We start from the raw sequence: 25,540 nt of genomic DNA, 5'->3' as shown, positions 1-25,540 counted from the left end.
CTGTGCGCCCTTCACTGAAAAGTCTAGGAGATTGGTATGTCCAGCAACAACCCGCAAACCCGTGAATGGCAAGCCTTGAGCAGTGATCACCACCTGGCGCCGTTCAGCGACTTCAAGCAATTGAAAGAGAAAGGCCCACGGATCATCACCAAAGCCCACGGCGTTTACCTGTGGGACAGCGAAGGCAACAAGATCCTCGACGGCATGGCCGGCCTGTGGTGCGTGGCGATCGGTTACGGTCGCGATGAACTGGCCGACGCCGCCGCCAAGCAAATGAAAGAACTGCCGTACTACAACCTGTTCTTCCAGACCGCTCACCCACCTGTACTGGAGTTGGCCAAGGCGATTTCCGACATCGCGCCTGCCGGCATGAACCACGTGTTCTTCACCGGTTCCGGCTCCGAAGGCAACGACACCATGTTGCGTATGGTCCGCCACTATTGGGCGATCAAGGGCCAGCCGAACAAGAAAACCATCATCAGCCGCAAGAATGGCTACCACGGCTCCACCGTGGCTGGCGCCAGCCTGGGCGGCATGACCTATATGCATGAACAGGGCGACTTGCCGATCCCGGGCATTGTCCATATCGCCCAGCCGTACTGGTTCGGCGAAGGCGGCGACATGAGCCCCGAAGAGTTCGGGATCTGGGCGGCCAACCAACTGGAAGAAAAGATCCTGGAACTGGGCGTGGACAACGTCGGTGCCTTTATTGCCGAGCCGATCCAGGGCGCCGGCGGCGTGATCGTACCGCCAGACAGCTACTGGCCGCGCATCAAGGAAATCCTCGCCAAGTACGACATCTTGTTTGTTGCCGACGAAGTGATCTGCGGTTTCGGCCGTACCGGTGAGTGGTTCGGTAGCGATTTCTACGACCTCAAGCCCCACATGATGACCATCGCCAAGGGCCTGACCTCCGGTTACATCCCCATGGGCGGCCTGATCGTGCGCGACGACGTGGTGGCCGTGCTCAACGAAGGCGGTGATTTCAACCACGGCTTCACCTACTCCGGCCACCCGGTGGCTGCGGCAGTGGCCCTGGAAAACATCCGCATCATGCGCGATGAAAAAATCGTTAACCGCGTCCACGACGAAACGGCACCGTATTTGCAGAAACGTCTGAGGGAGCTGGCGGATCACCCGTTGGTGGGGGAAGTGCGCGGTGTCGGCATGCTCGGTGCAATTGAGCTGGTTCAGGACAAGGCGACGCGCAAGCGTTACGAGGGCCGGGGCGTAGGCATGATCTGCCGAACCTTCTGCTTCGAGAATGGCCTGATCATGCGTGCCGTGGGCGACACCATGATCATTTCGCCGCCTCTGGTGATCAGCAAGGCTGAAATCGACGAGTTAGTGACCAAGGCTCGTCATTGCCTGGACCTGACTTTGGCGGCATTGCAGGGCTAAGTGCTAGGCTCAGTGCGCAGCGCACCGGGCAGTTATAAATGTAGGGGCTTTGGTTGAAAGCCGGCCCCTGAACTTGCCAGACTGTCGCCCTGTTTTGTTGCCCTCTGGAAGGGTCGCTGAACATAAAAGAACGTGGCCCAAAAAAGAAAAATTGGAGCATCACCAAATGAAGGCATTAGGTTTGAAGAACGCTGGCAAGACCCTCCTGGCCTTGTCCCTGATGGGCGCAATGGCGGGCGCGGCCCAGGCAGACGATAACGTGCTGCACGTCTACAACTGGTCCGACTACATTGCACCGGACACCATCGCCAACTTTGAAAAAGAGTCGGGCATTAAAGTGGTGTACGACGTTTTTGACAGCAACGAGACACTCGAAGCCAAGTTGCTGGCAGGCAAGTCCGGTTACGACATCGTCGTACCGTCGAACAACTTCCTCGCCAAGCAGATCAAGGCCGGTGTCTACCAGGAGCTGGACAAGTCCAAACTGTCCAACTACGGCAACCTGAACACCTCCCTGCTTAAAGCCGTGTCGGTCAGCGACCCGGACAACAAGCATGCTTTCCCGTACATGTGGGGTTCGATCGGCATCGGCTACAACCCGGACAAGGTCAAGGCCGCGCTGGGCGTGGACAAGATCGATTCGTGGGACGTGCTGCTCAAGCCTGAAAATATCGCCAAGCTCAAGAGCTGCGGCGTGAGCTTCCTCGACTCGCCGACCGAAATGCTGCCGATCGCGCTGCATTACCTGGGCCTGCCAACCGACAGCCAGAAGAAAGAAGACCTCAAGCAGGCCGAAGCGCTCTTCTTGAAAATCCGTCCTTCGATCGGCTACTTCCACTCGTCCAAGTACATCTCCGACCTGGCCAACGGCAACATCTGCGTAGCCGTGGGTTACTCGGGTGACATCCAGCAGGCCAAGTCCCGCGCGGCTGAAGCCGGTGGCAAGGTCAAGGTGGCCTACGACATTCCGAAAGAAGGCGCCGGTAGCTTCTTCGACATGGTCGCCATCCCTAAAGATGCCGAAAACGTCGACGCTGCTTATAAGTTCTTGAACTACCTGCTCAAGCCGGAAGTCATGGCTTCGATCACCAACAGCGTGCGCTTCCCGAACGGTAACGAGAAGGCCACCGCACTGGTCGACAAAGACATCACCAATGACCCGGGCATCTACCCGCCAGCGGATGTGCAAGCCAAGCTCTACGCCATTGCAGACTTGCCGGCTGCCACCCAGCGTGAAATGACACGCAGCTGGACCAAGATCAAGTCCGGTAAATAAACCGGTCTTTGTTAACCACCGCGCAGCCCGCGGTGGTTAATGAAACAAATAAATGACAGAAAGTTTTGCCGGATCGGTTTATCGAGGGTAAGTTGCGCGCCGGTTTTGTTGCCGGGCAACAACTTTAAGGCCCAACTATTTAAGAGGACCTCCACTTGCCAATTTCTTTATTTCGCCAAGCCTTGCTGGTAGGTGCAGGTATCACGCTGGCTGTCAGCGTGCAGGCTGCACCGACTGTGCATATTTATAACTGGTCGGATTACATCGGCCCCGACACCCTGGCCAACTTCGAAAAGGCCACCGGCATCAAACCCGTGTATGACGTGTTTGATTCCAACGAAACCCTGGAAGGCAAGTTACTGGCCGGGCGTACCGGCTATGACGTGGTGGTGCCGTCCAACCACTTCCTCGGCAAGCAGATCAAGGCCGGTGCGTTCCAGAAGCTCGACAAGTCGCTGCTGACGAACTACGCCAACCTGGATCCGGTGTTGCTCAAGCGCCTGGAGAAGAACGACCCTGGCAATCAGTACGCCGTGCCGTACCTGTGGGGTACCAATGGCATCGGTTACAACGTCGACAAAGTGAAGGAAGTGCTGGGCGTCGACAAGATCGACTCCTGGGCCGTGTTGTTCGAACCGGAAAACATGAAGAAGCTGGCCACCTGCGGTGTGTCGTTCATGGACTCGGCGGACGAAATGCTGCCGGCAGTGCTTAACTACATGGGCCTGGACCCTAACAGCACCAACCCGGACGACTACAAGAAGGCTGAAGAAAAGCTGCTCAAAGTGCGGCCCTACGTGACCTACTTCCATTCTTCCAAATACATCTCCGACCTGGCCAACGGCAACATCTGCGTGGCCGCCGGGTTCTCCGGCGATGTGTTCCAGGCCAAGGCTCGCGCAAGCGAAGCGGGCAAAGGCGTGAACATCGCCTACGCAATTCCGAAGGAAGGCGGCAACCTGTGGTTTGACGTGCTGGCGATTCCCAAGGATGCCACCAACGTCAAGGAAGCCCACGCCTTCATCAACTATTTGCTGAAATCTGAGGTGATCGCTCAGGTCAGTGACACCGTCGGCTACGCCAACCCTAACCCAGGGGCGGACAAGCTGATGGAGCAATCGATACGCACCGACGAAGCGGTTTACCCACCGCAGGCGGTTCTCGACAGGACATTCGTCAACTTCGAGCTACCCCCGAAAGTGCAGCGTTTAATGACCCGTAGCTGGACCAAGGTCAAGACGGGTAAGTAAGGCTCACACTATCCTGGGTTCGCCCGCCTCGGGCGAACTGCACTCTTTTTTGGGAGTTTCGTAAATGGCAGTTGCCTCCGGCGCCTATAAGAAAGCCCTCGAGGGCGACCAGACACCGAAAAAGGTGCTGGTCAAAATCGACCGGGTCACGAAGAAGTTCGACGAGACGATTGCCGTGGACGATGTGTCCCTGGAAATCAAGAAAGGCGAGATCTTCGCCTTGCTCGGCGGTTCGGGTTCGGGCAAGTCCACCCTGCTGCGTATGCTCGCAGGCTTCGAGCGCCCGACTGAAGGTCGGATTTACCTCGACGGTGTGGACATCACCGATATGCCGCCCTACGAGCGGCCGATCAACATGATGTTCCAGTCCTACGCCTTGTTCCCACACATGACCGTGGCGCAGAACATTGCGTTCGGCCTGCAACAGGACAAGATCCCCAAGGCCGAGGTCGATGCCCGCGTGGCCGAAATGCTCAAGCTGGTCCAGATGAGCCAGTACGCCAAGCGCAAGCCGCACCAGTTGTCCGGTGGCCAGCGTCAGCGTGTGGCGTTGGCCCGCTCCCTGGCCAAGCGCCCGAAACTGCTGCTGCTCGATGAGCCGATGGGCGCCCTCGATAAAAAGCTGCGCTCGCAGATGCAACTGGAACTGGTAGAGATCATCGAGCGCGTCGGCGTGACCTGCGTGATGGTGACGCACGACCAGGAAGAGGCCATGACCATGGCCGAGCGCATCGCGATCATGCACCTGGGCTGGATCGCCCAGATCGGCAGCCCGATCGACATCTACGAGACGCCGACCAGCCGCCTGGTGTGCGAATTCATCGGTAACGTCAACATCTTCGACACCCAGGTGGTGGACGACGCCGAAGGCCACGCGGTGCTCAAGTGCCCGGACCTGGACCGCGATATCTACGTGGGCTACGGCATCGCCACCTCGGTGGAAGACAAGTCGGTGACCTACGCCATCCGCCCGGAAAAACTGCTGGTCACCACCGAAATGCCGACCTGCGAGCACAACTGGTCCAGCGGCAAGGTGCACGACATCGCCTACCTGGGCGGCCACTCGGTGTTCTACGTCGAGCTGCCAAGCGGCAAGCTGGTGCAGTCCTTCGTCGCCAACGCCGAACGCCGTGGCCAGCGTCCAACCTGGGGTGACCAGGTGTACGTGTGGTGGGAAGACGACAGCGGCGTGGTACTGCGCACATGAACATGAAGAAGCTCAAGCGGCGCTTGCACCGCATCGTCCCCAGTGGCAAGCAGGTGGTCATCGGGATTCCGTTCCTGTGGCTGTTCCTGTTTTTCGCCCTGCCGTTTTTCATTGTCCTGAAAATCAGCTTCGCCGAAGCCGACGTAGCGATCCCGCCGTACACCGAGATCTACACCTACGTCGAACAGAAGCTGCAGGTGGTGCTGAACCTGGCCAACTACAGTTTGCTGGCAGGTGATGAGCTGTACATCGCGGCGTACCTGGGCTCGCTGAAAATGGCGTTCTTCAGCACGCTGCTGTGCCTGCTGATCGGCTACCCGATGGCCTACGCCATTGCCACTGCGCGCAAAGAGATGCAGACCGTGCTGGTGCTGCTGATCATGATGCCGACCTGGACCGCGATCCTGATCCGCGTGTATGCGTGGATGGGCATCCTCAGCAACAACGGTTTGCTCAATGGCTTCCTGATGTCCATGGGGTTGATCAACGAGCCGCTGCAGATCCTCAACACCAACATCGCGGTGTATATCGGCGTGGTCTATTCGTACCTGCCGTTCATGATCCTGCCGCTGTACGCCAACCTGGTGAAGCATGACCAGAGCCTGCTGGAAGCCGCATCGGACCTGGGTTCGAGCACATTCAACAGCTTCTGGAAAATCACCGTGCCGCTGTCCAAGAACGGCATCATCGCCGGCTGCATGCTGGTGTTTATCCCGGTGGTGGGCGAGTTCGTGATCCCGGAACTGCTCGGCGGCCCGGAAACCCTGATGATCGGTAAAGTGTTGTGGCAAGAGTTCTTCAACAACCGTGACTGGCCGGTGGCGTCTGCCCTGGCGGTAGTGATGCTGGCGATCCTGATCGTGCCCATCATTCTGTTTAACCGCAGCCAAGCCAAAGAGATGGAGGGCAAGATATGAAGCGCGTCAGTTTCTCAAGCTTCATGCTGGTGGCGGGGTTGTTGTTCATCTACCTGCCGATGCTGATCCTGGTGATCTACTCGTTCAACGAATCCAAGCTGGTAACGGTGTGGGGCGGTTGGTCGATCAAGTGGTACGTGGGCCTGCTGGACAACACCCAGTTGATGGGGTCGGTGGCACGTTCCCTGGAAATCGCCTGCTACACGGCGGTGGCCGCTGTTGCGCTGGGTACGTTGGCGGCGTTTGTGCTGACGCGCATCAGCCAGTTCAAGGGCCGCACGCTGTTCGGCGGCCTGGTGACCGCACCGTTGGTGATGCCGGAAGTGATCACCGGTCTGTCGCTGCTGCTGCTGTTCGTGGCCATGGCGCAGATGATCGGCTGGCCCCAGGAGCGTGGCATCGTCACCATCTGGATCGCCCACACCACGTTCTGTGCGGCGTATGTGGCGGTGGTGGTATCGGCGCGCTTGCGTGAGCTGGACCTGTCGATCGAAGAAGCGGCGATGGACCTGGGTGCGCGGCCGTGGAAGGTGTTCTTCCTGATCACCATCCCGATGATCGCGCCGTCGTTGGCGGCGGGCGGCATGATGTCGTTCGCACTGTCCCTGGATGACCTGGTACTGGCCAGCTTCGTCTCGGGCCCGGGCTCTACGACGTTGCCGATGGAAGTGTTCTCGGCCGTGCGCCTTGGGGTAAAACCCGAGATCAACGCCGTGGCCAGCCTGATTCTGCTGGCGGTGTCGCTGGTGACCTTCCTGGTGTGGTTCTTCAGCCGACGTGCCGAAGAGATGCGCAAGAAGGCCATCCAGCAAGCCATCGAAGAAGCCGCTGCCGATGGCTGGAAACAGCCGGACGTGCGTCGGGCGCAGGCGCCGGTCTAAAGGTGGGAGGGGGCTTGCTCCCGATGGCGGTGGGTCAGTCAATAGATGCAGTGACTGACACTCAGCAATCGGGGGCAAGCCCCCTCCCACATTTGATCGCATTTCAACTCCGCTACGCCAACCACGGCGACTTGCGAATCACCTCGACAAAATTCATCGGCTTGAACCCCGGCTCCTGATCCACCAGCACATCCGTCTTCACGTTGCCAAACGTGGTCTGCGGGCGGTGGCGCAAGCCGTCGGCAAACGCGCAGATGATGCACTCCTTGAACCCTTCTCCGCGTGGATGTGCATGCACCACGGCTTCGCGCTGCACGCTGCTGAACGCGGCGTAGTCCATGCCCAGCACGTCCATTTCGACGCCGGCTGTCACCAGGGCCACGGTCGGGCGCAGGTGCTGCGGTACGCCCGGCGTGGTGTGCAGGGCGATGGACAGCCACACCTGTTCGATATCGTCGTCGCTCAGCCCGTAAGGCTTGAGAAAGGCCGCGGCGGCGTTGGCGCCGTCCACTTCGAAGCGTTCGTCGTCACTGCGATGGCCTTCCACCAGGCCCAGGTCATGGAACATGGCGCCGACGTAAAGCAGCTCCGGGTTGTAGGCCAACTGCTTGCGCTCACCGCTCAAGGCGCCGAAGAGGAACACCCGGCGAGAGTGGTGGTAGAGCAGGTCGGATTCGATGTCGCGGATGTATTCGGTGGTGGCCTTGGCCAGGGCGCTGTCCGGGATCTTGATGCCGGCGATGGTGGTGGTCATGGTGGCTCTCCTCTGGAAAGCAGTCAGTTTGGTCGCTGGTCGGTGCAGCGACCATCGCGGTGAGGGCGCGATCCCGGCCAATGTGCCGACACATCGTGCCAAGCAGAAATCGACTAGGGTGTAGCGGGCGATATCACTCTGGAAGCCTGCGAAAATCCCAGTGTGGGAGGGGGCTTGCTCCCGATTGCTGAGTACCAGGCACTGCATCTGCTGACTGATACAGCGCCATCGGGAGCAAGCCCCCTCCCACAGGGTTTGCATTTTATTCCGCTAGAAAAAGGTGTCTGTGAGCATGCACAAGACCGTCGCGATCCTGATCTTCCCCGGCGTCCAGTCACTGGATGTGACCGGTCCCATGGATGTGTTCTGCGAGGCCAACCGCTTTCTGGTGCTCGAAGATCATTACCAGTTGGAAGTGATAGGTTTAGGCCACGGCACGATGGCGGCTTCCAATGGCCTGTCACTCCAGGCCCATAAGCATTACAGCGAAGCCCTGCAGGCCTATGACCTGCTGCTGGTCGCGGGCGGCCCGCAGTTACCCTTCGAGGACTTCGGCGCTCCGTTCGATGATTGGCTGCGTGGCGCCACCGCCCGGGCGCGACGGTTTGGCTCAATCTGCAACGGGGCCTTCATGCTAGCGCGCGCCGGATTGTTGGACGGAAAAACTATCACCACCCATTGGAACGACGCCGCTGACCTGGCGCGCCTGTGTCCTTCGGCTCAGGTCGAAGCCGACCGCCTCTACGTGCAGGACGGCAACCTTTACACCTCGGCCGGGGTCACGGCGGGCATCGATTTGTCGCTGTACCTGCTGGCCCAGGACCACGGCCCGGAAGTGGCGTTGAGCGTGGCCAAGCGCTTGGTGGTGTTCACCCAGCGTTCGGGCGGGCAGTCGCAGTTCAGCCCGTTTCTTACACCCCACGCCGAAACCACATCGGCGGTAGCGCTGGTGCAGCTGTATGTATTGGCGAATTTGACCGGGGATCTGACCATCGCCGACCTGGCAAGGGCCGCCAATATGAGCGCGCGCAATTTTTCTCGGGTGTTTGCCCGTGAGGCGCAGATTACGCCTGCGGAATTTGTTGAGCGGGCGCGGGTGGATGCGGCGCGGGTGATGCTTGAAAGTACTCACGCGCCATTGAAAACCGTGGCGTACCAATGCGGTTTTCGCGATGCCCAGCACATGCGCAGTGTGTTCAATCGCCGCCTGGGGGTGACGCCGCAGCAGTTTCGGCTCAACTTTGCACCCCCAGCAACGGCGTAGACCAACTGTAGGCAGGGCTACCGCGCCGGTAGTAGCTTCAAGGTGCCGCGCGTATTCGCCGTGACTTCCTCATCACTGAAATGCGCCTGCTCGTAACCGCCTTCGATATAGGTCTCTGCCTGGTCGCCATAGTGCTTGTCAAACGGCACACCGCTTTGCCCGACCGGGTTGATCGTCAGTGCATGGGCCACATCGGCGAAGTCGATCAGACGGCGGGTCGAAGGGCCGTAGGTCACCGGCCACGGCGCCGGGCCGATGGCGGCCGACTGGTTGTTCGGCACTTCGTGGGTGCCGGGTGCCGGGAAGGGGCCGACGTTGACGATCAGGTCCAGCGGCTTTTGCGAACCCAGCGGATGACCGTGGGTCAGGGTATGGGCCTTGCCCCACTGCCATTGCGTCGGGTCATCGCCGAAGGTGGCCTTGAGGTGCGCGAGGCTGTTGTCCCAGGCCCGCTTGACGCTGTCGGCGCGCTTGCCGTCCCACCAGGGCGAGGCCGGGTCGGCAGCCAGGCGGGGCAGGGCGGCGTCGATCACGCGGGTCGTGAGCAAGGTCTTGAACATACCGTCGCCCAGTTTCGGGTGGAAAGCCGCGTCGGCGAGGTTGAACAGGAACTGGTTGAACAGCGTGGCGCTGGTGGAATCCAGCGGGTAGTCACCCTTCCAGCTGGCAAGCTGTTCCACCAGCTTCAACTGCGCCGGGTCCGTGACCACCTCGCGTAGTACCGGCAACAGCGGCGCGAGCAGGCGCGGGCCGAAGGCGGTGGTGGTGCCCAGTTGCAGGGCCTGGCTGTTGTTCACATCCCACTTCACGCTCTTGTCGCTCAACTGCGCGTTCAACTGCTGGCCACGGTCGGCGAGGTTGTAATAGCCGGGGATTTCCATGCCGGTGGGCGATACCGGCTGGGCATTGGCCGACACCACATAGCCACGCGCCGGGTTTTCTTCTTGGGGGTTGGCGCTGAAGGGGTAGAAGCCCAGCTTGTCGGCCTGGGCGGTGCTGCCGTCGAGGATAAAACCTGGGTTGGTGCCGGCCGGGCGAATCGGCAACTGCGCCGCCGCCCACCAGCCGATGTCGCCCTTGGCATTGGCCCACACGATATTCAGCCCCGGTGCCGACACCTTGGCCGCCGCCGCGCGCGCCTTGGCCAGGGTGTCGGCGCGGTTGAGCTGGTAGAAACCTTCGAGGATCGGGTTCTGGGTGTCGAGGAACGCCCACCACATGGCAATCGGCGTCTTGCCGCCGTTCTCGCCGAGCACGTCATTGACGATCGGGCCGTGGGGCGACTGGCGCAGGGTGAGGCTGACCGGTGCCTGGCCTTTTACGGCGATCTGTTGCTCGCTGCGGGTCATGTCGACCCACTGGCCGTGGTACCAGACCTGGTTGGCGTTGTCCGGGTTGACCTTTTCGGCGATCAGGTCGAGGTCGTCGTTCTGGAACATGGTCAGGCTCCAGCCGAAATCCAGGTTGTGCCCCAGGAACGCCACGGGCACCAGCGCGTTGTGGTAGCCATACAGCTCAAACCCCGGCGCCGACAGTTGCGCCTCGTACCACACCGATGGCACCGAGAAGCGGATATGCGGGTCACCCGCCAGCAGCGGTTTGCCGCTCTTGGTGCGGCTGCCACTGATGGCCCAGGCGTTGCTGCCCTCGAATTGCGGCAAGCCGTTGTCGGCCAACGCCTGCTCGCTCAGGGCGGCGAGGGCGTCGAGGGTTTTCCAGTCATTGTCGGCCAGGTTGAGGGCGCCTTTGGGTTGCCAGTCGAGGTCGAAGACTTTCAGGTAATCGCTGCCCAATTGGTCGCGCACGTAAGTCAGCAAGGGCTCGGTACGAAACGCAGCGGCAAAGCTGTAGGCCATGTACCCGGCGACGCTGATGGTGTCCTCGGCGGTAAACGGGCGCCTGGGGATGCCCAGCACGTCGAACTCCATCGGGCGGGCGTGGCTGTCCTGATATTGGTTGATCCCGTCCAGGTAGGCTTGCAGGGCCTTCCAGTGCGCCGACTCATGGTCCTGCTGCGCCACGTAGGTGGCGGCGCGGTCGCGAATGCGCAGGCTGCGGAACAGCTTGTCGGTCTCCAGCAGCTTCGGCCCGAGCACCTCGGCCAACTCGCCACGGGCCAGGCGCCGCATGACCTCCATCTGGAACAGGCGGTCCTGGGCATGCACGTAGCCCAGGGCGCGATACAGGTCGGTCTCGTTCTCGGCGCGAATATGCGGCACGCCACGATCGTCGTAGCGCACGGTGACCGAGCCTTGCAGGTTGGCCAGTTCAACCGTGCCCTGGCGGCTGGGTTGCTTGCTGTAGACGTACCAGCCCGCACCGAGGCCGATCAGCACCAGCAGAACCGCGAGAACCCGCAAGACGCGCTTCATGGACATTCCTTACCGAGAGTGGGTGGCGAGCTACAAATCTTTCGACCACGAACAATAGCAGCCCACCGCCAGGGTGTGCGTGGCATTCACCTCTCGCCCAGCTTCAAGGGCTTTCAGGATCGGCTCGATAAAACTGTTATTGGCGTTACACGTCAGCCCTTCGCTGTACGGCCCGAAATACGCGAGCTTGCCGGTTCGGTCCCAGATGCCCACGGCCGGGCTGGCCGGCACCTGGTCGGCGCCGGGCAGGGCAGTGAGGGTTTTCATCTGGCGCAGGTTATCGGGCAACTGACCGTGGCTGCCGGCTTTTTGCAGGGCATAGAACTCGACGCCCTGGGGCGCGTACTGCTCGATCAACTCGCCCAGGTGTTGCTGGTTGCCGACATTGCACGGGCAAGCCGGATCCCAGAAATGCACCAGGCGGATCGGCCCGGGGCCTGCGAGTTCGGCGGGCAGTTGCAGGGCATCGCCGGAAAACACTGCCGTGTGTTCACTGAAAGCGCGCAGGTAGCGGCCCTGGAACCAGTCATACGCCGCCCACAGCACACCGGCGCAGATGATCAGGATCAGGCTGGCGAACAGGGCGTTACGGTAAGGCTGTCGCATTCGGATCTATCCTCGCAGGTCGCGTAGCTTGCCATGCTTGTCCTGACAGATGAATATCGCAGCTCGATATTCATCTTCGCCGCAAGTCTGGAACCCTTTATGCCCGTGACCTTTGACCCTGATCACCTTCGCGAAAGCCTGCGGCCCCTGGTGGATGCGCAACCGCTTTCAGCCGAAGCGCGGGTCTACCAGCGTTTCTATGGACTGGACCTGAGCACACGCAAAGTGCCGACAGTGAGTCGGCTGGGGCGTTTCGAGGTGGATGGGTTTGAGGTGGTCGCTCAGGTGTGGTGGCCGCCCGTGCCGGTGGCGACGATGTTTATGTTCCACGGCTTCTACGACCATATGGGCCTTTATCGCCACGTAGTGAACTGGGCGCTGGACCAGGGCTTTGTGGTGATCGCCTGCGATTTGCCGGGCCATGGTTTGTCCAGCGGCGCGCGCGCCAGCATCGATGATTTTGCCGTGTACCAGGATGTGGTGCAGGCGCTGTTCGTCCAGGCCCAAGCGCTGCAATTGCCGCAGCCCTGGCATTTGTTCGGGCAAAGCACCGGCGGCGCGGTGGTAGTAGACCACCTGCTCAACCAGGGGGCCGAGAGCCCGGCCCAAGGCAAGACCTTCCTGCTCTCACCGCTGGTGCGGCCGCGTGCGTGGGGGTGGTCGCAGGTCAGCTATTACCTGCTGCGCCCGTTCGTCAAAGGCATCGCCCGGCGTTTCAGCGAGAACACCAATGACCCGCAGTTCAAGCCGTTCCTGGAGGCCGACCCGCTTCAGCCGCGCCAATTGCCAACCGCCTGGGTAGGGGCGCTGGCGCGCTGGATCAAACGCATCGAAGCCGCCCCGCGCAGCCCACGGCGGCCGGTGATTGTGCAGGGGGAGGAAGACATGACGGTGGATTGGCAGCACAACTTGCAGGTGCTGCGGGGCAAGTTCGACCAACCCGATGTGTTAATGCTGCCGCGTGGCCGGCATCACCTGGCGAACGAGATTCCGGAGATTCGTGAAGAGTATTTCCGGTATTTGACAGACCATTTGAAATAACACAATCCAAATGTGGGAGGAGGCAAGTCGAATCGTCGCACCGCCCCTCCCACATTTTCTACTGCGTCAGGCTTGAAGTGCTCTGGCCGACCGCCAGCCCCGCACGAATCGCTGCCAGCGCCGCCTGGTAATACGCCTTACCCTCCGGCGACTCCGCAAACGTCGCGAACTCCTCCAGCTCGGGGTCGGACAAATCCCGATAGACGTACAGCAACGTGTTGTTCAAGTCCTTGTCGATCTGTTGCATCAGCCGCTCACGCTGCCCATTCAACATGCCCTGAGCCTGGCCACCACCCAGCAGGCCGGGGATCATCTGGCTCAAGCTGTCGGCGGCTACACCGGCAATCGCCAGGCTCACTTCGGCCCCGGCTTCACGGGCCGGCAGGGCCTGGGCCAGGTGGCCGATGATCAGGCTGCGGGTGGCGTCGGCTTCGACCTTGGGCAGGCCCTGGGCATTTTTTGCCAGTTGGTCACGGCGCGTGGCCAGCAATTCGGCGGCGACGATCTTGCGGCCCAGCGGCGACTGGAAGAACGCCAAGGCGGGCTTGGGGTCCGCCAGGTTCTTGCGCAGTTGCGCCTCGGCACGTTGGTCCATGGCCTGGGCGCCAAAGCGTTTATTGCTGTTGTCCACCAGCGCCTGGTACACCGCCGGCGGCAGGCTATTGCGGTAGCGTTGCTGGGCAGCACTGAGGGCGTCATTGAAGTGCGCACGTTGTTCGGCCCAGCCGGCGACCTTGTACAACTGGTCATGGCCGTCTGCCCAGGCGGGCAAAACGCAGAACATCAGCAAGGAAAAAAACAAACGACGCATATGGACTCCTGTCAGTCGGCCACTATTGTCCGTGTCGGGCGTAGGATTTGTCGAGAAGTCCTATCAGTCACCTGACTAAAGTGTATTCAGACGCTCGGCGGCTCTGTCGGATTCACAGGCGTATGGATACTATGCGCGCCATGCAAATACCCCTCGATCACCCCCTGCTGCAACGCATCGTTGATGACCTGGCCGAAAAAGGCTGGTCGCAGCAGAACGGCTTCCTGCCCCAGGCTCTGACCCTGGAACTGGCGGCTGAGTGCCGTAAACGTGCGGCCGAGGGCGAATTAGCCCCTGCGGCGGTGGGGCGCGGACCGGCCCAGGAGATTCGCGAGGGCATTCGCGGCGACCATATCCAGTGGCTGGAGGAGGGCGACGCGGCGGTCTGCGACAGCTATATGGCGGTGATGGACAGCCTGCGCCTGGCGATGAACCGTGGTTTGTTCCTCGGCCTGGAGGATTTCGAAAGCCACTTCGCGATGTACCCGCCCGGCGCGTTTTACCTCAGGCACCTCGACCGTTTTCGCGACGACGACCGGCGCATGGTCTCGGCGGTGATCTACTTGAACGATGCCTGGCTGCCCGAGCACGGTGGCCAGTTGCGCATGTACCTCAAGGACGGCGTCGAATACGATGTGGTGCCCACCGGCGGAAGCCTGGTGGTGTTCCTGTCGGGCGAGGTGCCCCATGAAGTCATGCCAGCCACCCGCGAACGCCTGTCCCTCACCGGGTGGTTTCGCCGGCGCGGCAACGAGCCGTTTTAACCATGCAAAAGATTCTGATCAGCCGCTGCCTGCTCGGCCACAAGGTGCGCTATGACGGCGGGGCCAGCGGGCCGTTCGACCCGTTGGCGGCGTGGCAGGCTGAAGGTCGTGTGGTTGCGATCTGCCCGGAAGTGTCGGGCGGTTTGCCGACGCCCAGGCCCTCTGCCGAGATTCCGGGCGGGCAGGGCATCGATGTGTGGGAAGGCCGCGCCCGAGTGCTGACTGCCGAGGGCGAAGACTTCAGCGCCGCCTTCCTCGACGGCGCCCGCAAAGCTCTGGCGTTGGTGCAGCGCCATAACATCCGTATCGCCATCCTCAAGGCCAATAGCCCGTCCTGCGGCAACCTGCTGACCTATGACGGTACCTTCACCGGTGTAAAGGTCAGTGGCGAGGGTGTAACGGCGGCGCTGCTCAAGCGCCATGGCGTGCAGGTGTTCAGTGAGCTGGAGTTGCCTGAGGCGGCACAGGCGTTGGCGCGCCTGTAGGGGCGTCGCCCTCGAACCACTTCTGCGACAGCGCCTTTAATCGGCCATCGTCCTTCACCCGCTTCAATGCCCCGTCCAAGCTCGTCTTGAAGGCCGGGTTGCCCTTCTGGAACGGGATCGCCAACTCAGGCTTCTCGTGATAAGCCTCGCTGAAATCGAAACGATCCTTAAGCTCGGCAGTCATAGCGATATGGTTGATGGCCACATCGTATTTGCCGGTTGAGACCCCTGGCAGCATATCGGCGTCATCGGTGGTGATAAATGAGGGGCGCACGTCCATTTCTTTTGCCAGCAGTTCACCCAGCTCGACTTCAAAGCCGGTGAGTTTGTCGCCTTCCTTGAAGTTGTAGGGCGGGGTGTTGGCTTCAAGGGCGATGCGCAGTTCGCCGCGATCATTTACATCGTCGATCAGTTCGGCGTGAGCCAGGGGGCTCAGAAGGGGTAGCAAAAGTAACAGGCCAGGCGAAAAGCGCATGGTCACTCCTAGAGAATTCGAATGTGCGAGGCGCCGTTCAGCATCGCTTTGCTATGGTGGTGAGTGCCTTGGACAGCAATTTATCGCGAAGTTGTCGAAACCCTACAGATTTCACAGAAAAACTGGAGAAGCGAATGAAAGCCCTATTGTCCCGTGCAACGATTGCCAGCCTGTTGCTGGGTGCCTCGATGTTGGCGACCGCCGCCGACGGCATCCCGCGCAGCGCGCCACCCGAAGGCGCCAAAGTGTTTATCGTCTCGCCAAAAGACGGTGCCACCGTTGATAAGACCTTCACCGTCAAATTCGGCATGGAAGGCCTGAAGCTGGCTCCGGCCACTGACCAAACCGCAGGCACCGGCCACCACCACCTGCTGATCGACCAGAAAGCGTTGCCTGACGCCAGCGTACCGATCCCGGCCACCGACACCGTGATTCACTACGGCAAGGCCCAGACCGAAACCGAGCTGACCCTCACCCCAGGCAAACACACCCTGCAACTGGTGGCCGGCGACAAGCTGCACATGCAGTTCGACCCGACGGTAGCCTCGAAAGTCATCACGGTTAACGTCAAGTAAGATGTGTTCAGACAAAAAAATGGGAGACCCACACGGGCCTCCCATTTTTTTTGCCGCGTTTGCAGCGTTAGAACAACACGCGGCTACGGATAGTACCGTTGATGTGCTGCAGCTTCTCTTGCGCCAGGTCCGAATACTCGGCATCGACGTCGATCACCACGTAGCCGACCTTCTCGTTGGTCTGCAGGAACTGACCGGAGATGTTGATGCCGTTTTCCGCGAAGACCTTGTTGATCTCCATCATCACGCCAGGAATGTTCTGGTGGATGTGCAGCAGACGGTGCTTGCCAGGGTGAGCCGGCAGGGCTACTTCCGGGAAGTTGACGGACGAGACCGACGTACCGTTGTCGCTGTACTTGACCAGCTTCTCCGACACTTCCAGGCCGATGTTGGCCTGGGCTTCAGCGGTGGAGCCGCCGATGTGCGGGGTCAGGATCACGTTGTCCAGGCCACGCAGCGGGCTTTCGAAGATGTCGTCGTTGGAGCGTGGCTCCACCGGGAACACGTCGATTGCGGCGCCGATCAGGTGCTTGTCCTTGATCGCGTCGGCCAGGGCGTCCAGCTCGACCACGGTGCCGCGTGCAGCATTGATCAGGATGCCGCCTTTCTTGATGGCGCGGATTTCCTTTTCGCCGATCATCCACTGGGTCTCAGCGGTTTCCGGAACGTGCAGGGTGACGATGTCGGACATGCCCAGCAGTTCGGTCAGGCTCGACACCTGGGTGGCGTTGCCCAATGGCAGCTTGGTCAGGGTGTCGTAGAAGAACACCTGCATGCCCAGGCCTTCGGCCAGTACCGACAGTTGCGTACCGATCGAACCGTAACCAACGATACCCAGCTTCTTGCCCCGGATTTCGAAGGAGTTGGCCGCGCTCTTGATCCAGCCGCCACGGTGGCAGGAGGCGTTCTTCTCAGGGATACCGCGCAGCAGCAGGATGGCCTCGGCCAGCACCAGCTCCGCCACGGAACGGGTGTTGGAGTACGGCGCGTTGAACACTGCAATGCCGCGCTCGCGCGCTGCGTTGAGGTCGACCTGGTTGGTGCCGATGCAGAAACAGCCGACCGCCACGAGTTTCTTGGCGTGGTCGAAGATCTCTTCGGTCAGCTGAGTGCGGGAGCGAATGCCGATAAAGTGCGCGTCGGCGATCTTTTCCTTGAGCTGGGCTTCCGGCAGAGAACTGGTGATGTACTCAATGCTGGAGTACCCGGCGGCCTTCAGTACGTCGACGGCCGATGGGTGGACGCCTTCCAGAAGAAGGAACTTGATCTTGCTCTTATCGAGAGAAGTCTTGCTCATCTGCGTAAACCTGTATCCCGGAGAAAAATGGCAGGGAATCGAGCAGCGCAAGCTGACCCGGACGGCAGGAAAGCCGTCACCGCAGAAACGCCCTTGGGCTCTGTCCTGCGGGGGCGGTATGCTAGCATACGCGCCCCGCTAAACACCTATTCCTGCGACGTGAAGCGTTCTCAGGATGACCATGAATTGTTCGAGAGTTCTGTCGATGACCCATCCTGCCCTGATTGATGAGCTAAAGACCCTGGTTGAGCCCGGCAAAGTGCTGACCGACGCCGACTCCCTGGAGGCTTACGGCAAGGATTGGACCAAGCACTTCGCGCCCGCGCCGACCGCCATCGTGTTCCCCAAGACCACCGAACAGGTGCAGGCCATTGTCCGTTGGGCCAATGAGCATAAGGTGGCGCTGGTGCCATCCGGTGGTCGTACCGGCCTGTCGGCTGCTGCCGTGGCGGCCAATGGCGAAGTGGTCGTTTCGTTCGACTATATGAACCAGATCCTCGACGTGAACCTCACCGACCGCACCGCGGTGTGCCAGCCGGGCGTGGTCACCAAACAATTGCAGAACGTCGCCGAAGAAAAAGGCCTGTACTACCCGGTGGACTTCGCGTCGTCCGGTTCCAGCCAGATTGGCGGCAATATCGGCACCAATGCCGGCGGGATCAAGGTCATTCGCTACGGCATGACCCGCAACTGGGTGGCCGGCATGAAAGTCGTCACCGGCAAGGGTGACGTACTGGAGCTGAACCGCGACCTGATCAAGAACGCCACCGGCTATGACATGCGCCAACTGTTTATCGGCGCCGAAGGCACCCTGGGCTTTGTGGTCGAAGCCACCATGCGCCTGGACCGTGCGCCGAAAAACCTCACGGCGATGGTGCTCGGCACCACCGATTTCGACTCGATCATGCCGGTGCTGCACGCCTTCCAGAGCAAGTTGGACCTGACCGCCTTCGAGTTCTTCTCCGATAAGGCGCTGGCCAAAGTCCTCGGTCGCGGCGACGTGCCCGCGCCGTTCGAAACCGAGTGCCCGTTCTACGCGCTGCTGGAATTCGAAGCCACCACCGAAGAAGTCGCCAACCACGCCCTGGAAACCTTCGAGCACTGCGTCGAGCAGGGCTGGGTGCTGGACGGCGTGATGAGCCAGAGCGAAACCCAGCTGCACAACCTGTGGAAACTGCGCGAGTACATCTCCGAGACCATTTCCCACTGGACGCCGTACAAGAACGATATTTCGGTCACTGTCTCGAAAGTGCCGGCATTTTTGAAGGAAATTGACACGATAGTCGGCGAACACTACCCGGACTTCGAAATTGTCTGGTTCGGCCATATCGGCGATGGCAACCTGCACCTGAACATCCTCAAGCCGGAAAACCTGAGCAAGGATGAGTTCTTCGCCAAGTGCGCCACCGTGAACAAGTGGGTGTTCGAAACCGTTCAGAAGTACAACGGTTCGATCTCCGCCGAACACGGCGTGGGCATGACCAAGCGTGATTACCTGACCTACAGCCGCTCGCCGGTTGAGATCGAATACATGAAAGCAGTGAAGGCGGTGTTCGACCCGAACGGGATCATGAACCCTGGCAAGATCTTCGCTGTTTAACCGCCCCCGAAGGAGTCGTTTCATGAGCTACCAGCACAAGTATGTCGACGGCACCAACATCCACTTTCCCGTGGGTAAGGTGGTGTGCATTGGGCGTAACTACGCCGAACATGCCAAGGAACTGGACAATCCGGTGCCGACCGAGCCGTTGCTGTTCATCAAGCCGGGCAGTTGCGTCGTCCCGCTGGAAGGCGGTTTCAGCATTCCGACCGAGCGTGGTTCGGTGCACTACGAGGCGGAAATCGCGGTGCTGATCGGCAAACCGCTGTCGAACAAGCCCAGCCGTGAAGAAGTGCTGGATGCCATCTCCGGCTTCGCCCCGGCCCTGGATCTGACCCTGCGCGATAAGCAATCCGAACTGAAAGCCAAGGGCCTGCCATGGGAAATCGCCAAGTCCTTCGATGGCGCGGCGGTGCTTGCGCCGTTCGTGGTCGGCAGCACCTTCGCGGACGTGACCGACATTGGCATTCGCCTGACCATCAACGGAGAAGTGCGTCAGGACGGCAACAGCGCGAGCATGCTCAACCCGATCGTACCGATGATCCAGTACATGGCCGGTTGCTTCTCGCTGCAGGCCGGCGACGTGATCCTCACCGGTACCCCGGCCGGCGTGGGCCCGTTGAATGTGGGTGATGACCTGGTGTTGGAATTGACCGGCGTAAACCGCTTCGAAAGCAGCGTTCGCTAAGCACCTGGTGTGGGAGGGGGCAAGTCCCCTCCCACATTGGGTCCGAGTCCATCTCGTGCATCGGCTTTTGCATTTTTTTCACACGCCATCCGGATAATCCTCAGCCTCCAGCGCGCGGGTCCGTTGATCCTGTGCTATCACCTACCGCTGACTTTCCGGAAAAAGCACCCAATGGCCGTGTCCCTGCCTTCCGCCACACCCAAGCCGCGTTCTCGTTTTGCCCTGCGCTGGTATTCCTGGCTGTTTCTGGCGGGGGTGATCGTCTATGGCCTTTCCTGGGCCATGCATTGGGACGATCGCGGCGTGCTGTGGGTGTTGGAGGGCTTTGAAACTCCCGCCGAGCGCAGCGAAAGTGTGTGGTTGCCTGACTATCACGTCGTCATCGACGCCAAGTTGTTGCCGGGTATGGAGAAGGATGAGGCATCGGACATCTCCTACAACCCGCAGACCAAAACCCTGTTTTCCGTGATGGGCAAGAATCCCTTCCTCGTCGAACTGAGCCTGCAGGGCGATGTTCTGCGCAAGATGCCGCTCAATGGCTGGGACAACCCGGAAGGCGTGACCGTGATGGAAAATGGCCTGATGGCGGTGGTCGACGAACGCCAGCACAGCCTGACCATCGTCAAGGTCGACGCCGCCACCCAGCAATTGAACAAGGCGGACTTTCCCAACTACGACCTCGGTCCCTCAAAAGACCAGAACAAAGCCTTCGAAGCCGTGGCCTGGGACAGGCGCAACCAGCAGTTGATCCTCGGCGAAGAGCGCCCGCCGGCGTTATTCACCTGGAAAAGCGATGGTAGCCAGGCCCTCGAGGGCGGCAAGCAGAAACTGGCCAGTAAAGAGTTGGACATGCGCAACCTCTCGGCCCTGGCCGTCGACCCGCGCACCGGCCATCTGCTGGTGCTGTCGGCCGATTCACACTTGTTGCTGGAGTTGGACGAGAGGGCTGAACAAGTCAGCTTCATGACCCTGCTCGGTGGCTTCAATGGCCTCAAGAACACCATCCCCCGTGCTGAAGGGGTAACGATGGATGAGGACGGCACGCTCTACGTGGTCAGTGAGCCAAACCTGTTCTATCGTTTCGAAAAGCAGAAATAACAGACGAATCACGTCGGATATTTCTCTATTAGCGGCATTCGCCAGACGCCAGGGTGCGTTTAAGTTTAAATTCAGACAGGCGTGATATTCATTCGCCACTTTTGACTTTGAGCACCCCCCGATGCGTCGATTTGCCCGCCCCAAACCCATTCTCTTTATGCTTGTGCTGATCGCCCTGGTCAGCGCCGGGGCTGTAGCGCAGCACTTTCGCCTGTTCGAGCGCGCCTGGTTCAACTGGCAGGCCTGGCGTCAGCCGGCGGACGAGCGCTCCATCGGCCTGGCGGATTACCGAGTGACCCTTGAGGCCCAGGTTATCGAAGGGCTCGACGACGATGTCTCGGCCCTCACCTACGATCCGGTGCGCAAGAGCCTGTTTACCGTTACCAATAAAAACGCCGAGCTGATCGAGCTGTCCCTTGAGGGCAAGATCCTGCGACGTATCCCGTTGGTGGGATTTGGTGATGCCGAGGCCGTGGAATTTATCAGCGACAACATTTACGTCATCACCGACGAACGCCAGCAGCGGCTGATCAAGGTGCATGTGGATGACGATACCCAATTCCTCGACGCCGCCGATGCGGAACAGATGACCCTGGGCCTGCATGTGGGGGGCAACAAGGGGTTTGAGGGGTTGGCCTATGACTCGGTAGGCAAGCGCCTGTTCGTGGCCAAGGAGCGCGACCCAATGCTGATCTACGAGGTCCACGGCTTTCCCCATTTCAAACCGGAAAAAACCTACTCGGTGCACGTGATCAACAACCCCAAGCGCGATGCCGGGTTGTTTGTGCGCGACCTGTCGAGCCTGCAATACGACGAGCGCAGCGGCCATCTGCTGGCGCTGTCGGATGAGTCGTTTCTGGTGTTGGAGCTGGATATCGACGGTCGTCCATTGAGCAGCTTATCTCTGCTCAATGGGCGCCATGGCCTGAAAAAACGGGTGCCCCAGGCCGAAGGAATCGCCATGGATGACGAGGGCACGTTGTATCTCGTCAGCGAGCCGAACCTGTTCTACGTGTTCAAGAAACCAGAATCCTGAAAATACCGCCGCCCAATGTGGGAGGGGGCAAGTCGAATCGTCGCACCGCCCCTCCCACATTTGGTTTTGCATCAGGCCTTGAGGGTTTTGACGCCTTCAGCGGTGCCCAGCAGCAGCACATCCGCCGGACGCGCGGCGAACAGGCCGTTGGTGACCACGCCGACGATGGCGTTGATCTGGGTCTCAAGCTCCACCGGGTTGGTGATCTGCATATTGAATACGTCGAGGATGATGTTGCCGTTGTCGGTCAACACGCCTTCGCGGTACACCGGATCGCCACCGAGCTTCACCAGTTCGCGGGCTACGTGGCTGCGGGCCATCGGGATGACTTCCACCGGCAGCGGGAACGCGCCGAGCACCGGTACCAGCTTGCTGGCGTCGGCGATGCAGATAAAGGTCTTGGCCACCGCCGCGACGATCTTCTCGCGGGTCAGGGCTGCACCGCCGCCCTTGATCAGGTTCAGGTGTTCGTCGCTTTCATCGGCGCCGTCGACGTAGAACTCCAGGTCGCTCACGGTGTTGAGCTCGTACACCGGAATGCCATGGCCCTTGAGGCGCGCGGCGGTGGCTTCGGAGCTGGCCACGGCGCCGTCGAACGCGCCTTTGTGCCGGGCCAGCGCATCGATAAAGCAGTTGGCGGTGGAGCCGGTGCCGACACCGACGATGCTCTTGTCGTCGAGTTTAGGAAGGATTAAATCGACGGCGGCCTGGGCCACTGCCTGTTTGAGTTGATCCTGGGTCATGCGGGCTCCGGAACGGGCGGGGAGTAAAGAGGGGCGCGAGTATAACCCAACAAAACCTCTGGATTCGTGTGGTCGCCCGGCCAAACGCTGGGTTAGACTCCTTGGCCCTGCCCAACCCGCCCAGTGATTTCCGCCGATGCTTGAACAGTACGTCAAAAAGATCCTCACCTCGCGCGTCTATGACGTTGCCGTAGAAACCCCGCTGCAGACCGCCCGCCAGCTCTCCGAGCGGCTGGGTAACAAGGTCTGGCTCAAGCGTGAAGACTTGCAGCCGGTGTTCTCGTTCAAGATTCGCGGCGCGTATAACAAGCTGACTCAGTTGACCACCGAAGAGCGTGCGCGCGGCGTCGTCACTGCCTCGGCGGGCAACCATGCCCAGGGCCTGGCCCTGGCGGCCAAGGTGCTGGGGGTCAAGGCCACGATCGTGATGCCCAAGACCACCCCGGAGATCAAGGTCGAAGGCGTGCGCTCCCGTGGCGGCAAAGTGGTGCTGCATGGCGACTCCTTCCCGGAGGCCCTGGCCTACTCGCTGAAACTGGTCGACGAAAAAGGCTACGTCTACATTCACCCCTACGATGATCCGCACACCATTGCCGGGCAGGGCACCGTGGCGATGGAAATCCTGCGCCAGCACCCTGGGCCGCTGGATGCGATTTTCGTACCGGTGGGCGGCGGCGGGCTGATCGCCGGCATTGCGGCGTACGTGAAATACCTGCGCCCGGAGATCAAGATCATCGGCGTCGAACCGGATGACTCCAACTGCCTGCAAGCCGCCATGGCCGCCGGCGAGCGTGTGGTGCTGCCCACCGTAGGTATCTTTGCCGATGGCGTGGCGGTGGCGCAGATCGGCCAGCACACCTTCGAGATCTGCAAGCACTATGTGGATGAAGTGATCACTGTGAGCACCGATGAAATCTGTGCGGCGATCAAGGACATTTACGACGACACCCGCTCCATCACCGAGCCGGCCGGCGCGCTCGGCGTGGCAGGCATCAAGAAATACGTGGAAACCCGTGGCATCACCGGGCAAACCCTGGTAGCCATCGACTCCGGCGCCAACGTCAACTTCGACCGCCTGCGCCATGTGGCCGAGCGCGCCGAGCTGGGTGAAGGTCGCGAAGCCATTATCGCCGTGACCATCCCTGAGAAGCCGGGCAGCTTCAAGGCGTTCTGCGAGGCCGTGGGCAAGCGCCAGATCACCGAATTCAACTACCGCTACCACTCCGGCAGCGAAGCGCACATCTTTGTCGGCGTGCAGACCCACCCGGAAAACGACCCCCGCAGTGCGCTGATCGCCAGCCTCACCAGCCAGGGTTTCCCGGTGCTGGACCTGACCGAGAACGAGCTGGCCAAGTTGCACATCCGCCATATGGTGGGCGGGCATGCGGCCCAGGTCAGTGATGAAGTGGTGTTTCGCTTCGAATTCCCGGAGCGTCCGGGGGCCCTGTTCAACTTTCTTAACAAATTGGGCGGGCGCTGGAACATCTCGATGTTCCACTACCGCAACCACGGTGCCGCTGACGGCCGTGTGGTCGCCGGCCTGCAAGTGCCGGCGAACGAGCGCCATCTGGTACCGGCGGCCCTGGAGGCCATTGGCTACCCGTATTGGGATGAAAGCGATAACCCGGCCTACAAACTGTTTCTCGGTTGAGCGACTACGCTGATTGGGGCGGCCTTTAAGGAAGACGACACATGGAAACCCTGACCACCCTCAAAGTTATCCACATAGCGGCCACCGTGGTGCTGCTGCTCAGCGGCCTCGGCCTGGCGCTGTTGGCCTGGCGCAAGCGCAGCGCCGGCCCGGCCGTGACTGTGCAGCGCCCGTGGGCGTTCGTGTGGTTGCTGATGGGCGTTTGCATGGTCAGCATGCCGTTTACCGGCTGGTGGCTGGTGCATCTGGTCGGCTGGCCATTGGGGCAGACCTGGATCCTGGGTTCCAGCATCCTCTATACCGTGGCCGCGTTGGCCTGGTTCTGGCTGGTGGCACGGCTTAACCGGCTGCGCAAAGGCGAGGGCGGCAGCTTGAATTTTACCCTGGTGCTGGCGGTGGTGAGCCTGGTGGGGTTTGTGGCGATTGCGGGGCTCATGGGCGCCAAGCCGGTTTAGGGTTTTAAACCGCGTCGGCTGCATCGGGAGCAAGCCCCCTCCCACACTCGACCGCATTCCAAAGGATGTACTCGGTTAAATGTGGGAGGGGGCTTGCCCCCGATAGGGCCATCAGCTACGCAGCGTAATCACCGGCCAACCACGCTTCTCGGCTTCAGCGCGCAGATTCGGGTCGGGGTCCACCGCCACCGGATGCGTCACCTGCTCCAACAGCGGCAGGTCATTCATCGAGTCGCTATAGAAGTAACTGTCTTCCAGGCTATGCCCGGTTTCTTCCAGCCAACGATTCAAGCGCGTCACCTTGCCCTCGCGAAAGCACGGTACATCGGTGCTGCGTCCGGTGTAGCGGCCGTTTTCCATCTCGCATTCGGTGGCGATCAGGGTTTCCACGCCCAGGCGTGCGGCAATTGGCGCGGTGACGAAACGGTTGGTGGCGGTGATGATCACCAGCTTGTCGCCAGCGGCGCGGTGCTTGGCCAACAGTTCAGCGGCCAGGGGCAGCATGATCGGCTCGATGCAGTCGCGCATATAGTCGTTATGCCATTCGTCCAACTGTGCCATCTCGGTGCGGCCGAGGATTTCCAGGCAGAAGTTCAGGTAGGCGGCGTTGTCCAGCTTGCCGGCCAGGTAGTCCTGGTAGAACTCGTCGTTGCGGGCTTTGTAGGCGACCGCGTCGAGAATCCCCCGTTCGCAGAGGTAATCGCCCCAGGCGTGGTCGCTGTCACCGCCGAGAAGGGTGTTGTCCAAGTCGAATAAAGCCAGGCGCATTGCAGTTACTCGCTGAAAAGTCTGTAAAAAGGCGTCAAGAATACGGTCTTTTCACAAGAGTGCACATAAGGTAAGAAGCCTCGTTGCCGCTGGAACAACCTTTGTGGAACAATGCGGCGACATGC

Annotated in this window: 25 protein-coding genes; 17 read left to right on the top strand and 8 right to left on the bottom strand. The window is 60.7% G+C overall.

The window, feature by feature from the left end; genetic code table 11:
- The first annotated feature begins 36 nt into the window (after positions 1-36).
- From HCF10_RS28155 to HCF10_RS28130, 6 genes are all read left to right on the top strand, one after another.
- Complete coding sequence (locus HCF10_RS28155; RefSeq protein ID WP_145336938.1) at positions 37-1,401, top strand: aspartate aminotransferase family protein; 1,365 nt, start codon at positions 37-39, stop codon at positions 1,399-1,401.
- Between the two features lie 181 nt (positions 1,402-1,582).
- Positions 1,583-2,677 carry a polyamine ABC transporter substrate-binding protein gene (locus HCF10_RS28150; RefSeq protein ID WP_167656850.1) on the top strand — a complete coding sequence of 365 codons (1,095 nt, stop codon included), beginning with the start codon at positions 1,583-1,585 and terminating at the stop codon, positions 2,675-2,677.
- A 155-nt stretch (positions 2,678-2,832) separates the two neighbouring features.
- A complete protein-coding gene (locus tag HCF10_RS28145; RefSeq protein ID WP_145336937.1) occupies positions 2,833-3,927 on the top strand; it encodes a polyamine ABC transporter substrate-binding protein in 1,095 nt (364 codons plus the stop codon).
- Between the two features lie 64 nt (positions 3,928-3,991).
- Positions 3,992-5,134, top strand: coding sequence for an ABC transporter ATP-binding protein (locus tag HCF10_RS28140; protein ID WP_027608405.1), 1,143 nt, complete (start codon positions 3,992-3,994; stop codon positions 5,132-5,134).
- A complete protein-coding gene (locus HCF10_RS28135; RefSeq protein WP_027608406.1) occupies positions 5,131-6,051 on the top strand; it encodes an ABC transporter permease subunit in 921 nt (306 codons plus the stop codon). The genes HCF10_RS28140 and HCF10_RS28135 overlap by 4 nt, the downstream gene beginning before the upstream one ends.
- Positions 6,048-6,932, top strand: a complete 885-nt coding sequence (locus tag HCF10_RS28130) for an ABC transporter permease subunit (RefSeq protein ID WP_095185162.1) — start codon at positions 6,048-6,050, stop codon at positions 6,930-6,932. The genes HCF10_RS28135 and HCF10_RS28130 overlap by 4 nt, the downstream gene beginning before the upstream one ends.
- Before the next feature lie 112 nt (positions 6,933-7,044).
- Here the strand turns inward: HCF10_RS28130 and HCF10_RS28125 are convergent, their stop codons facing one another.
- On the bottom strand, positions 7,045-7,686 hold the full coding sequence (locus HCF10_RS28125; RefSeq protein ID WP_053127875.1) for an HD domain-containing protein: 642 nt from the start codon (positions 7,684-7,686) through the stop codon (positions 7,045-7,047).
- A gap of 292 nt (positions 7,687-7,978) precedes the next feature.
- On the opposite strand from HCF10_RS28125, the gene HCF10_RS28120 reads away from it, so the two are divergent.
- Entirely contained in the window at positions 7,979-8,950 is a 972-nt protein-coding gene (locus HCF10_RS28120) for a GlxA family transcriptional regulator (RefSeq protein ID WP_167656841.1), read from the top strand.
- 17 nt (positions 8,951-8,967) lie between these two features.
- On the opposite strand, the gene HCF10_RS28115 is transcribed toward HCF10_RS28120, so the two are convergent.
- Both HCF10_RS28115 and HCF10_RS28110 read right to left on the bottom strand, forming a co-directional pair.
- A complete protein-coding gene (locus HCF10_RS28115) occupies positions 8,968-11,322 on the bottom strand; it encodes a penicillin acylase family protein (protein WP_167656840.1) in 2,355 nt (784 codons plus the stop codon).
- A 30-nt stretch (positions 11,323-11,352) separates the two neighbouring features.
- Positions 11,353-11,928, bottom strand: a complete 576-nt coding sequence (locus HCF10_RS28110) for a DUF6436 domain-containing protein (RefSeq protein WP_131697555.1) — start codon at positions 11,926-11,928, stop codon at positions 11,353-11,355.
- A gap of 99 nt (positions 11,929-12,027) precedes the next feature.
- Between HCF10_RS28110 and HCF10_RS28105 the strand changes: the two genes are divergently transcribed.
- Complete coding sequence (locus HCF10_RS28105; RefSeq protein WP_167656839.1) at positions 12,028-12,969, top strand: alpha/beta hydrolase; 942 nt, start codon at positions 12,028-12,030, stop codon at positions 12,967-12,969.
- Positions 12,970-13,027: 58 nt separating this feature from the next.
- Here the strand turns inward: HCF10_RS28105 and HCF10_RS28100 are convergent, their stop codons facing one another.
- A complete protein-coding gene (locus HCF10_RS28100; protein ID WP_167656838.1) occupies positions 13,028-13,780 on the bottom strand; it encodes a DUF2059 domain-containing protein in 753 nt (250 codons plus the stop codon).
- Between the two features lie 131 nt (positions 13,781-13,911).
- On the opposite strand from HCF10_RS28100, the gene HCF10_RS28095 reads away from it, so the two are divergent.
- Positions 13,912-14,544 (top strand): 2OG-Fe(II) oxygenase, encoded by a 633-nt coding sequence (locus tag HCF10_RS28095; RefSeq protein ID WP_131697741.1) that lies wholly within the window; start codon positions 13,912-13,914, stop codon positions 14,542-14,544.
- Positions 14,545-14,546: 2 nt separating this feature from the next.
- A complete protein-coding gene (locus HCF10_RS28090) occupies positions 14,547-15,029 on the top strand; it encodes a DUF523 domain-containing protein (RefSeq protein ID WP_167656837.1) in 483 nt (160 codons plus the stop codon).
- On the opposite strand, the gene HCF10_RS28085 is transcribed toward HCF10_RS28090, so the two are convergent.
- Positions 14,980-15,504, bottom strand: coding sequence for a transporter substrate-binding domain-containing protein (locus tag HCF10_RS28085; RefSeq protein WP_167656836.1), 525 nt, complete (start codon positions 15,502-15,504; stop codon positions 14,980-14,982). The genes HCF10_RS28090 and HCF10_RS28085 overlap by 50 nt on opposite strands.
- 134 nt (positions 15,505-15,638) lie before the next feature.
- On the opposite strand from HCF10_RS28085, the gene HCF10_RS28080 reads away from it, so the two are divergent.
- On the top strand, positions 15,639-16,079 hold the full coding sequence (locus HCF10_RS28080) for a DUF4399 domain-containing protein (protein ID WP_131697550.1): 441 nt from the start codon (positions 15,639-15,641) through the stop codon (positions 16,077-16,079).
- A 67-nt stretch (positions 16,080-16,146) separates the two neighbouring features.
- Here the strand turns inward: HCF10_RS28080 and serA are convergent, their stop codons facing one another.
- Positions 16,147-17,376 (bottom strand): phosphoglycerate dehydrogenase, encoded by a 1,230-nt coding sequence (gene serA / locus HCF10_RS28075; protein ID WP_010167810.1) that lies wholly within the window; start codon positions 17,374-17,376, stop codon positions 16,147-16,149.
- A 205-nt stretch (positions 17,377-17,581) separates the two neighbouring features.
- Here serA and HCF10_RS28070 point away from each other — a divergent pair, with 205 nt between their 5' ends.
- From HCF10_RS28070 to HCF10_RS28055, 4 genes are all read left to right on the top strand, one after another.
- Positions 17,582-18,976 (top strand): FAD-binding oxidoreductase, encoded by a 1,395-nt coding sequence (locus tag HCF10_RS28070; RefSeq protein ID WP_145336929.1) that lies wholly within the window; start codon positions 17,582-17,584, stop codon positions 18,974-18,976.
- 22 nt (positions 18,977-18,998) lie between these two features.
- Positions 18,999-19,664, top strand: a complete 666-nt coding sequence (locus HCF10_RS28065; RefSeq protein WP_131697549.1) for a fumarylacetoacetate hydrolase family protein — start codon at positions 18,999-19,001, stop codon at positions 19,662-19,664.
- Positions 19,665-19,835: 171 nt separating this feature from the next.
- Complete coding sequence (locus tag HCF10_RS28060) at positions 19,836-20,762, top strand: SdiA-regulated domain-containing protein (RefSeq protein ID WP_167656835.1); 927 nt, start codon at positions 19,836-19,838, stop codon at positions 20,760-20,762.
- 121 nt (positions 20,763-20,883) lie between these two features.
- On the top strand, positions 20,884-21,798 hold the full coding sequence (locus HCF10_RS28055) for an SdiA-regulated domain-containing protein (protein ID WP_131697547.1): 915 nt from the start codon (positions 20,884-20,886) through the stop codon (positions 21,796-21,798).
- Between the two features lie 71 nt (positions 21,799-21,869).
- On the opposite strand, the gene rpiA is transcribed toward HCF10_RS28055, so the two are convergent.
- Positions 21,870-22,541 carry a ribose-5-phosphate isomerase RpiA gene (rpiA, locus tag HCF10_RS28050; protein ID WP_131697546.1) on the bottom strand — a complete coding sequence of 224 codons (672 nt, stop codon included), beginning with the start codon at positions 22,539-22,541 and terminating at the stop codon, positions 21,870-21,872.
- Between the two features lie 136 nt (positions 22,542-22,677).
- Here rpiA and ilvA point away from each other — a divergent pair, with 136 nt between their 5' ends.
- Positions 22,678-24,192, top strand: a complete 1,515-nt coding sequence (ilvA, locus tag HCF10_RS28045) for a threonine ammonia-lyase, biosynthetic (RefSeq protein ID WP_131697545.1) — start codon at positions 22,678-22,680, stop codon at positions 24,190-24,192.
- Between the two features lie 41 nt (positions 24,193-24,233).
- Positions 24,234-24,647: a DUF2269 family protein gene (locus HCF10_RS28040; protein WP_131697544.1), complete on the top strand. Its 414-nt coding sequence runs from the start codon at positions 24,234-24,236 to the stop codon at positions 24,645-24,647.
- 111 nt (positions 24,648-24,758) lie between these two features.
- On the opposite strand, the gene HCF10_RS28035 is transcribed toward HCF10_RS28040, so the two are convergent.
- Complete coding sequence (locus HCF10_RS28035; protein WP_131697543.1) at positions 24,759-25,415, bottom strand: HAD family hydrolase; 657 nt, start codon at positions 25,413-25,415, stop codon at positions 24,759-24,761.
- Between the last annotated feature and the right edge of the window lie 125 nt (positions 25,416-25,540).

It is taken from the genome of Pseudomonas sp. B14(2022) (assembly GCF_012030485.1).
Taxonomy (GTDB): domain Bacteria; phylum Pseudomonadota; class Gammaproteobacteria; order Pseudomonadales; family Pseudomonadaceae; genus Aquipseudomonas.
The sequence above is the reverse complement of the archived record's forward strand: the minus strand, read 5'-3'. Positions and strand labels throughout refer to the sequence as shown.

Bases quoted from the DNA above. Each gene is read 5' to 3' on its own strand.
- HCF10_RS28155 (WP_145336938.1), top strand. From the start codon at position 37: ATGTCCAGCAACAACCCGCAAACCCGTGAATGGCAAGCCTTGAGCAGT.
- HCF10_RS28140 (WP_027608405.1), top strand. From the start codon at position 3,992: ATGGCAGTTGCCTCCGGCGCCTATAAGAAAGCCCTCGAGGGCGACCAG.
- HCF10_RS28135 (WP_027608406.1), top strand. From the start codon at position 5,131: ATGAACATGAAGAAGCTCAAGCGGCGCTTGCACCGCATCGTCCCCAGT.
- HCF10_RS28130 (WP_095185162.1), top strand. From the start codon at position 6,048: ATGAAGCGCGTCAGTTTCTCAAGCTTCATGCTGGTGGCGGGGTTGTTG.
- HCF10_RS28125 (WP_053127875.1), bottom strand. From the start codon at position 7,686: ATGACCACCACCATCGCCGGCATCAAGATCCCGGACAGCGCCCTGGCC.
- HCF10_RS28120 (WP_167656841.1), top strand. From the start codon at position 7,979: ATGCACAAGACCGTCGCGATCCTGATCTTCCCCGGCGTCCAGTCACTG.
- HCF10_RS28115 (WP_167656840.1), bottom strand. From the start codon at position 11,322: ATGAAGCGCGTCTTGCGGGTTCTCGCGGTTCTGCTGGTGCTGATCGGC.
- HCF10_RS28110 (WP_131697555.1), bottom strand. From the start codon at position 11,928: ATGCGACAGCCTTACCGTAACGCCCTGTTCGCCAGCCTGATCCTGATC.
- HCF10_RS28105 (WP_167656839.1), top strand. From the start codon at position 12,028: ATGCCCGTGACCTTTGACCCTGATCACCTTCGCGAAAGCCTGCGGCCC.
- HCF10_RS28100 (WP_167656838.1), bottom strand. From the start codon at position 13,780: ATGCGTCGTTTGTTTTTTTCCTTGCTGATGTTCTGCGTTTTGCCCGCC.
- HCF10_RS28095 (WP_131697741.1), top strand. From the start codon at position 13,912: ATGCGCGCCATGCAAATACCCCTCGATCACCCCCTGCTGCAACGCATC.
- HCF10_RS28090 (WP_167656837.1), top strand. From the start codon at position 14,547: ATGCAAAAGATTCTGATCAGCCGCTGCCTGCTCGGCCACAAGGTGCGC.
- HCF10_RS28085 (WP_167656836.1), bottom strand. From the start codon at position 15,504: ATGCGCTTTTCGCCTGGCCTGTTACTTTTGCTACCCCTTCTGAGCCCC.
- HCF10_RS28080 (WP_131697550.1), top strand. From the start codon at position 15,639: ATGAAAGCCCTATTGTCCCGTGCAACGATTGCCAGCCTGTTGCTGGGT.
- serA (WP_010167810.1), bottom strand. From the start codon at position 17,376: ATGAGCAAGACTTCTCTCGATAAGAGCAAGATCAAGTTCCTTCTTCTG.
- HCF10_RS28070 (WP_145336929.1), top strand. From the start codon at position 17,582: ATGACCCATCCTGCCCTGATTGATGAGCTAAAGACCCTGGTTGAGCCC.
- HCF10_RS28065 (WP_131697549.1), top strand. From the start codon at position 18,999: ATGAGCTACCAGCACAAGTATGTCGACGGCACCAACATCCACTTTCCC.
- HCF10_RS28060 (WP_167656835.1), top strand. From the start codon at position 19,836: ATGGCCGTGTCCCTGCCTTCCGCCACACCCAAGCCGCGTTCTCGTTTT.
- HCF10_RS28055 (WP_131697547.1), top strand. From the start codon at position 20,884: ATGCGTCGATTTGCCCGCCCCAAACCCATTCTCTTTATGCTTGTGCTG.
- rpiA (WP_131697546.1), bottom strand. From the start codon at position 22,541: ATGACCCAGGATCAACTCAAACAGGCAGTGGCCCAGGCCGCCGTCGAT.
- ilvA (WP_131697545.1), top strand. From the start codon at position 22,678: ATGCTTGAACAGTACGTCAAAAAGATCCTCACCTCGCGCGTCTATGAC.
- HCF10_RS28040 (WP_131697544.1), top strand. From the start codon at position 24,234: ATGGAAACCCTGACCACCCTCAAAGTTATCCACATAGCGGCCACCGTG.
- HCF10_RS28035 (WP_131697543.1), bottom strand. From the start codon at position 25,415: ATGCGCCTGGCTTTATTCGACTTGGACAACACCCTTCTCGGCGGTGAC.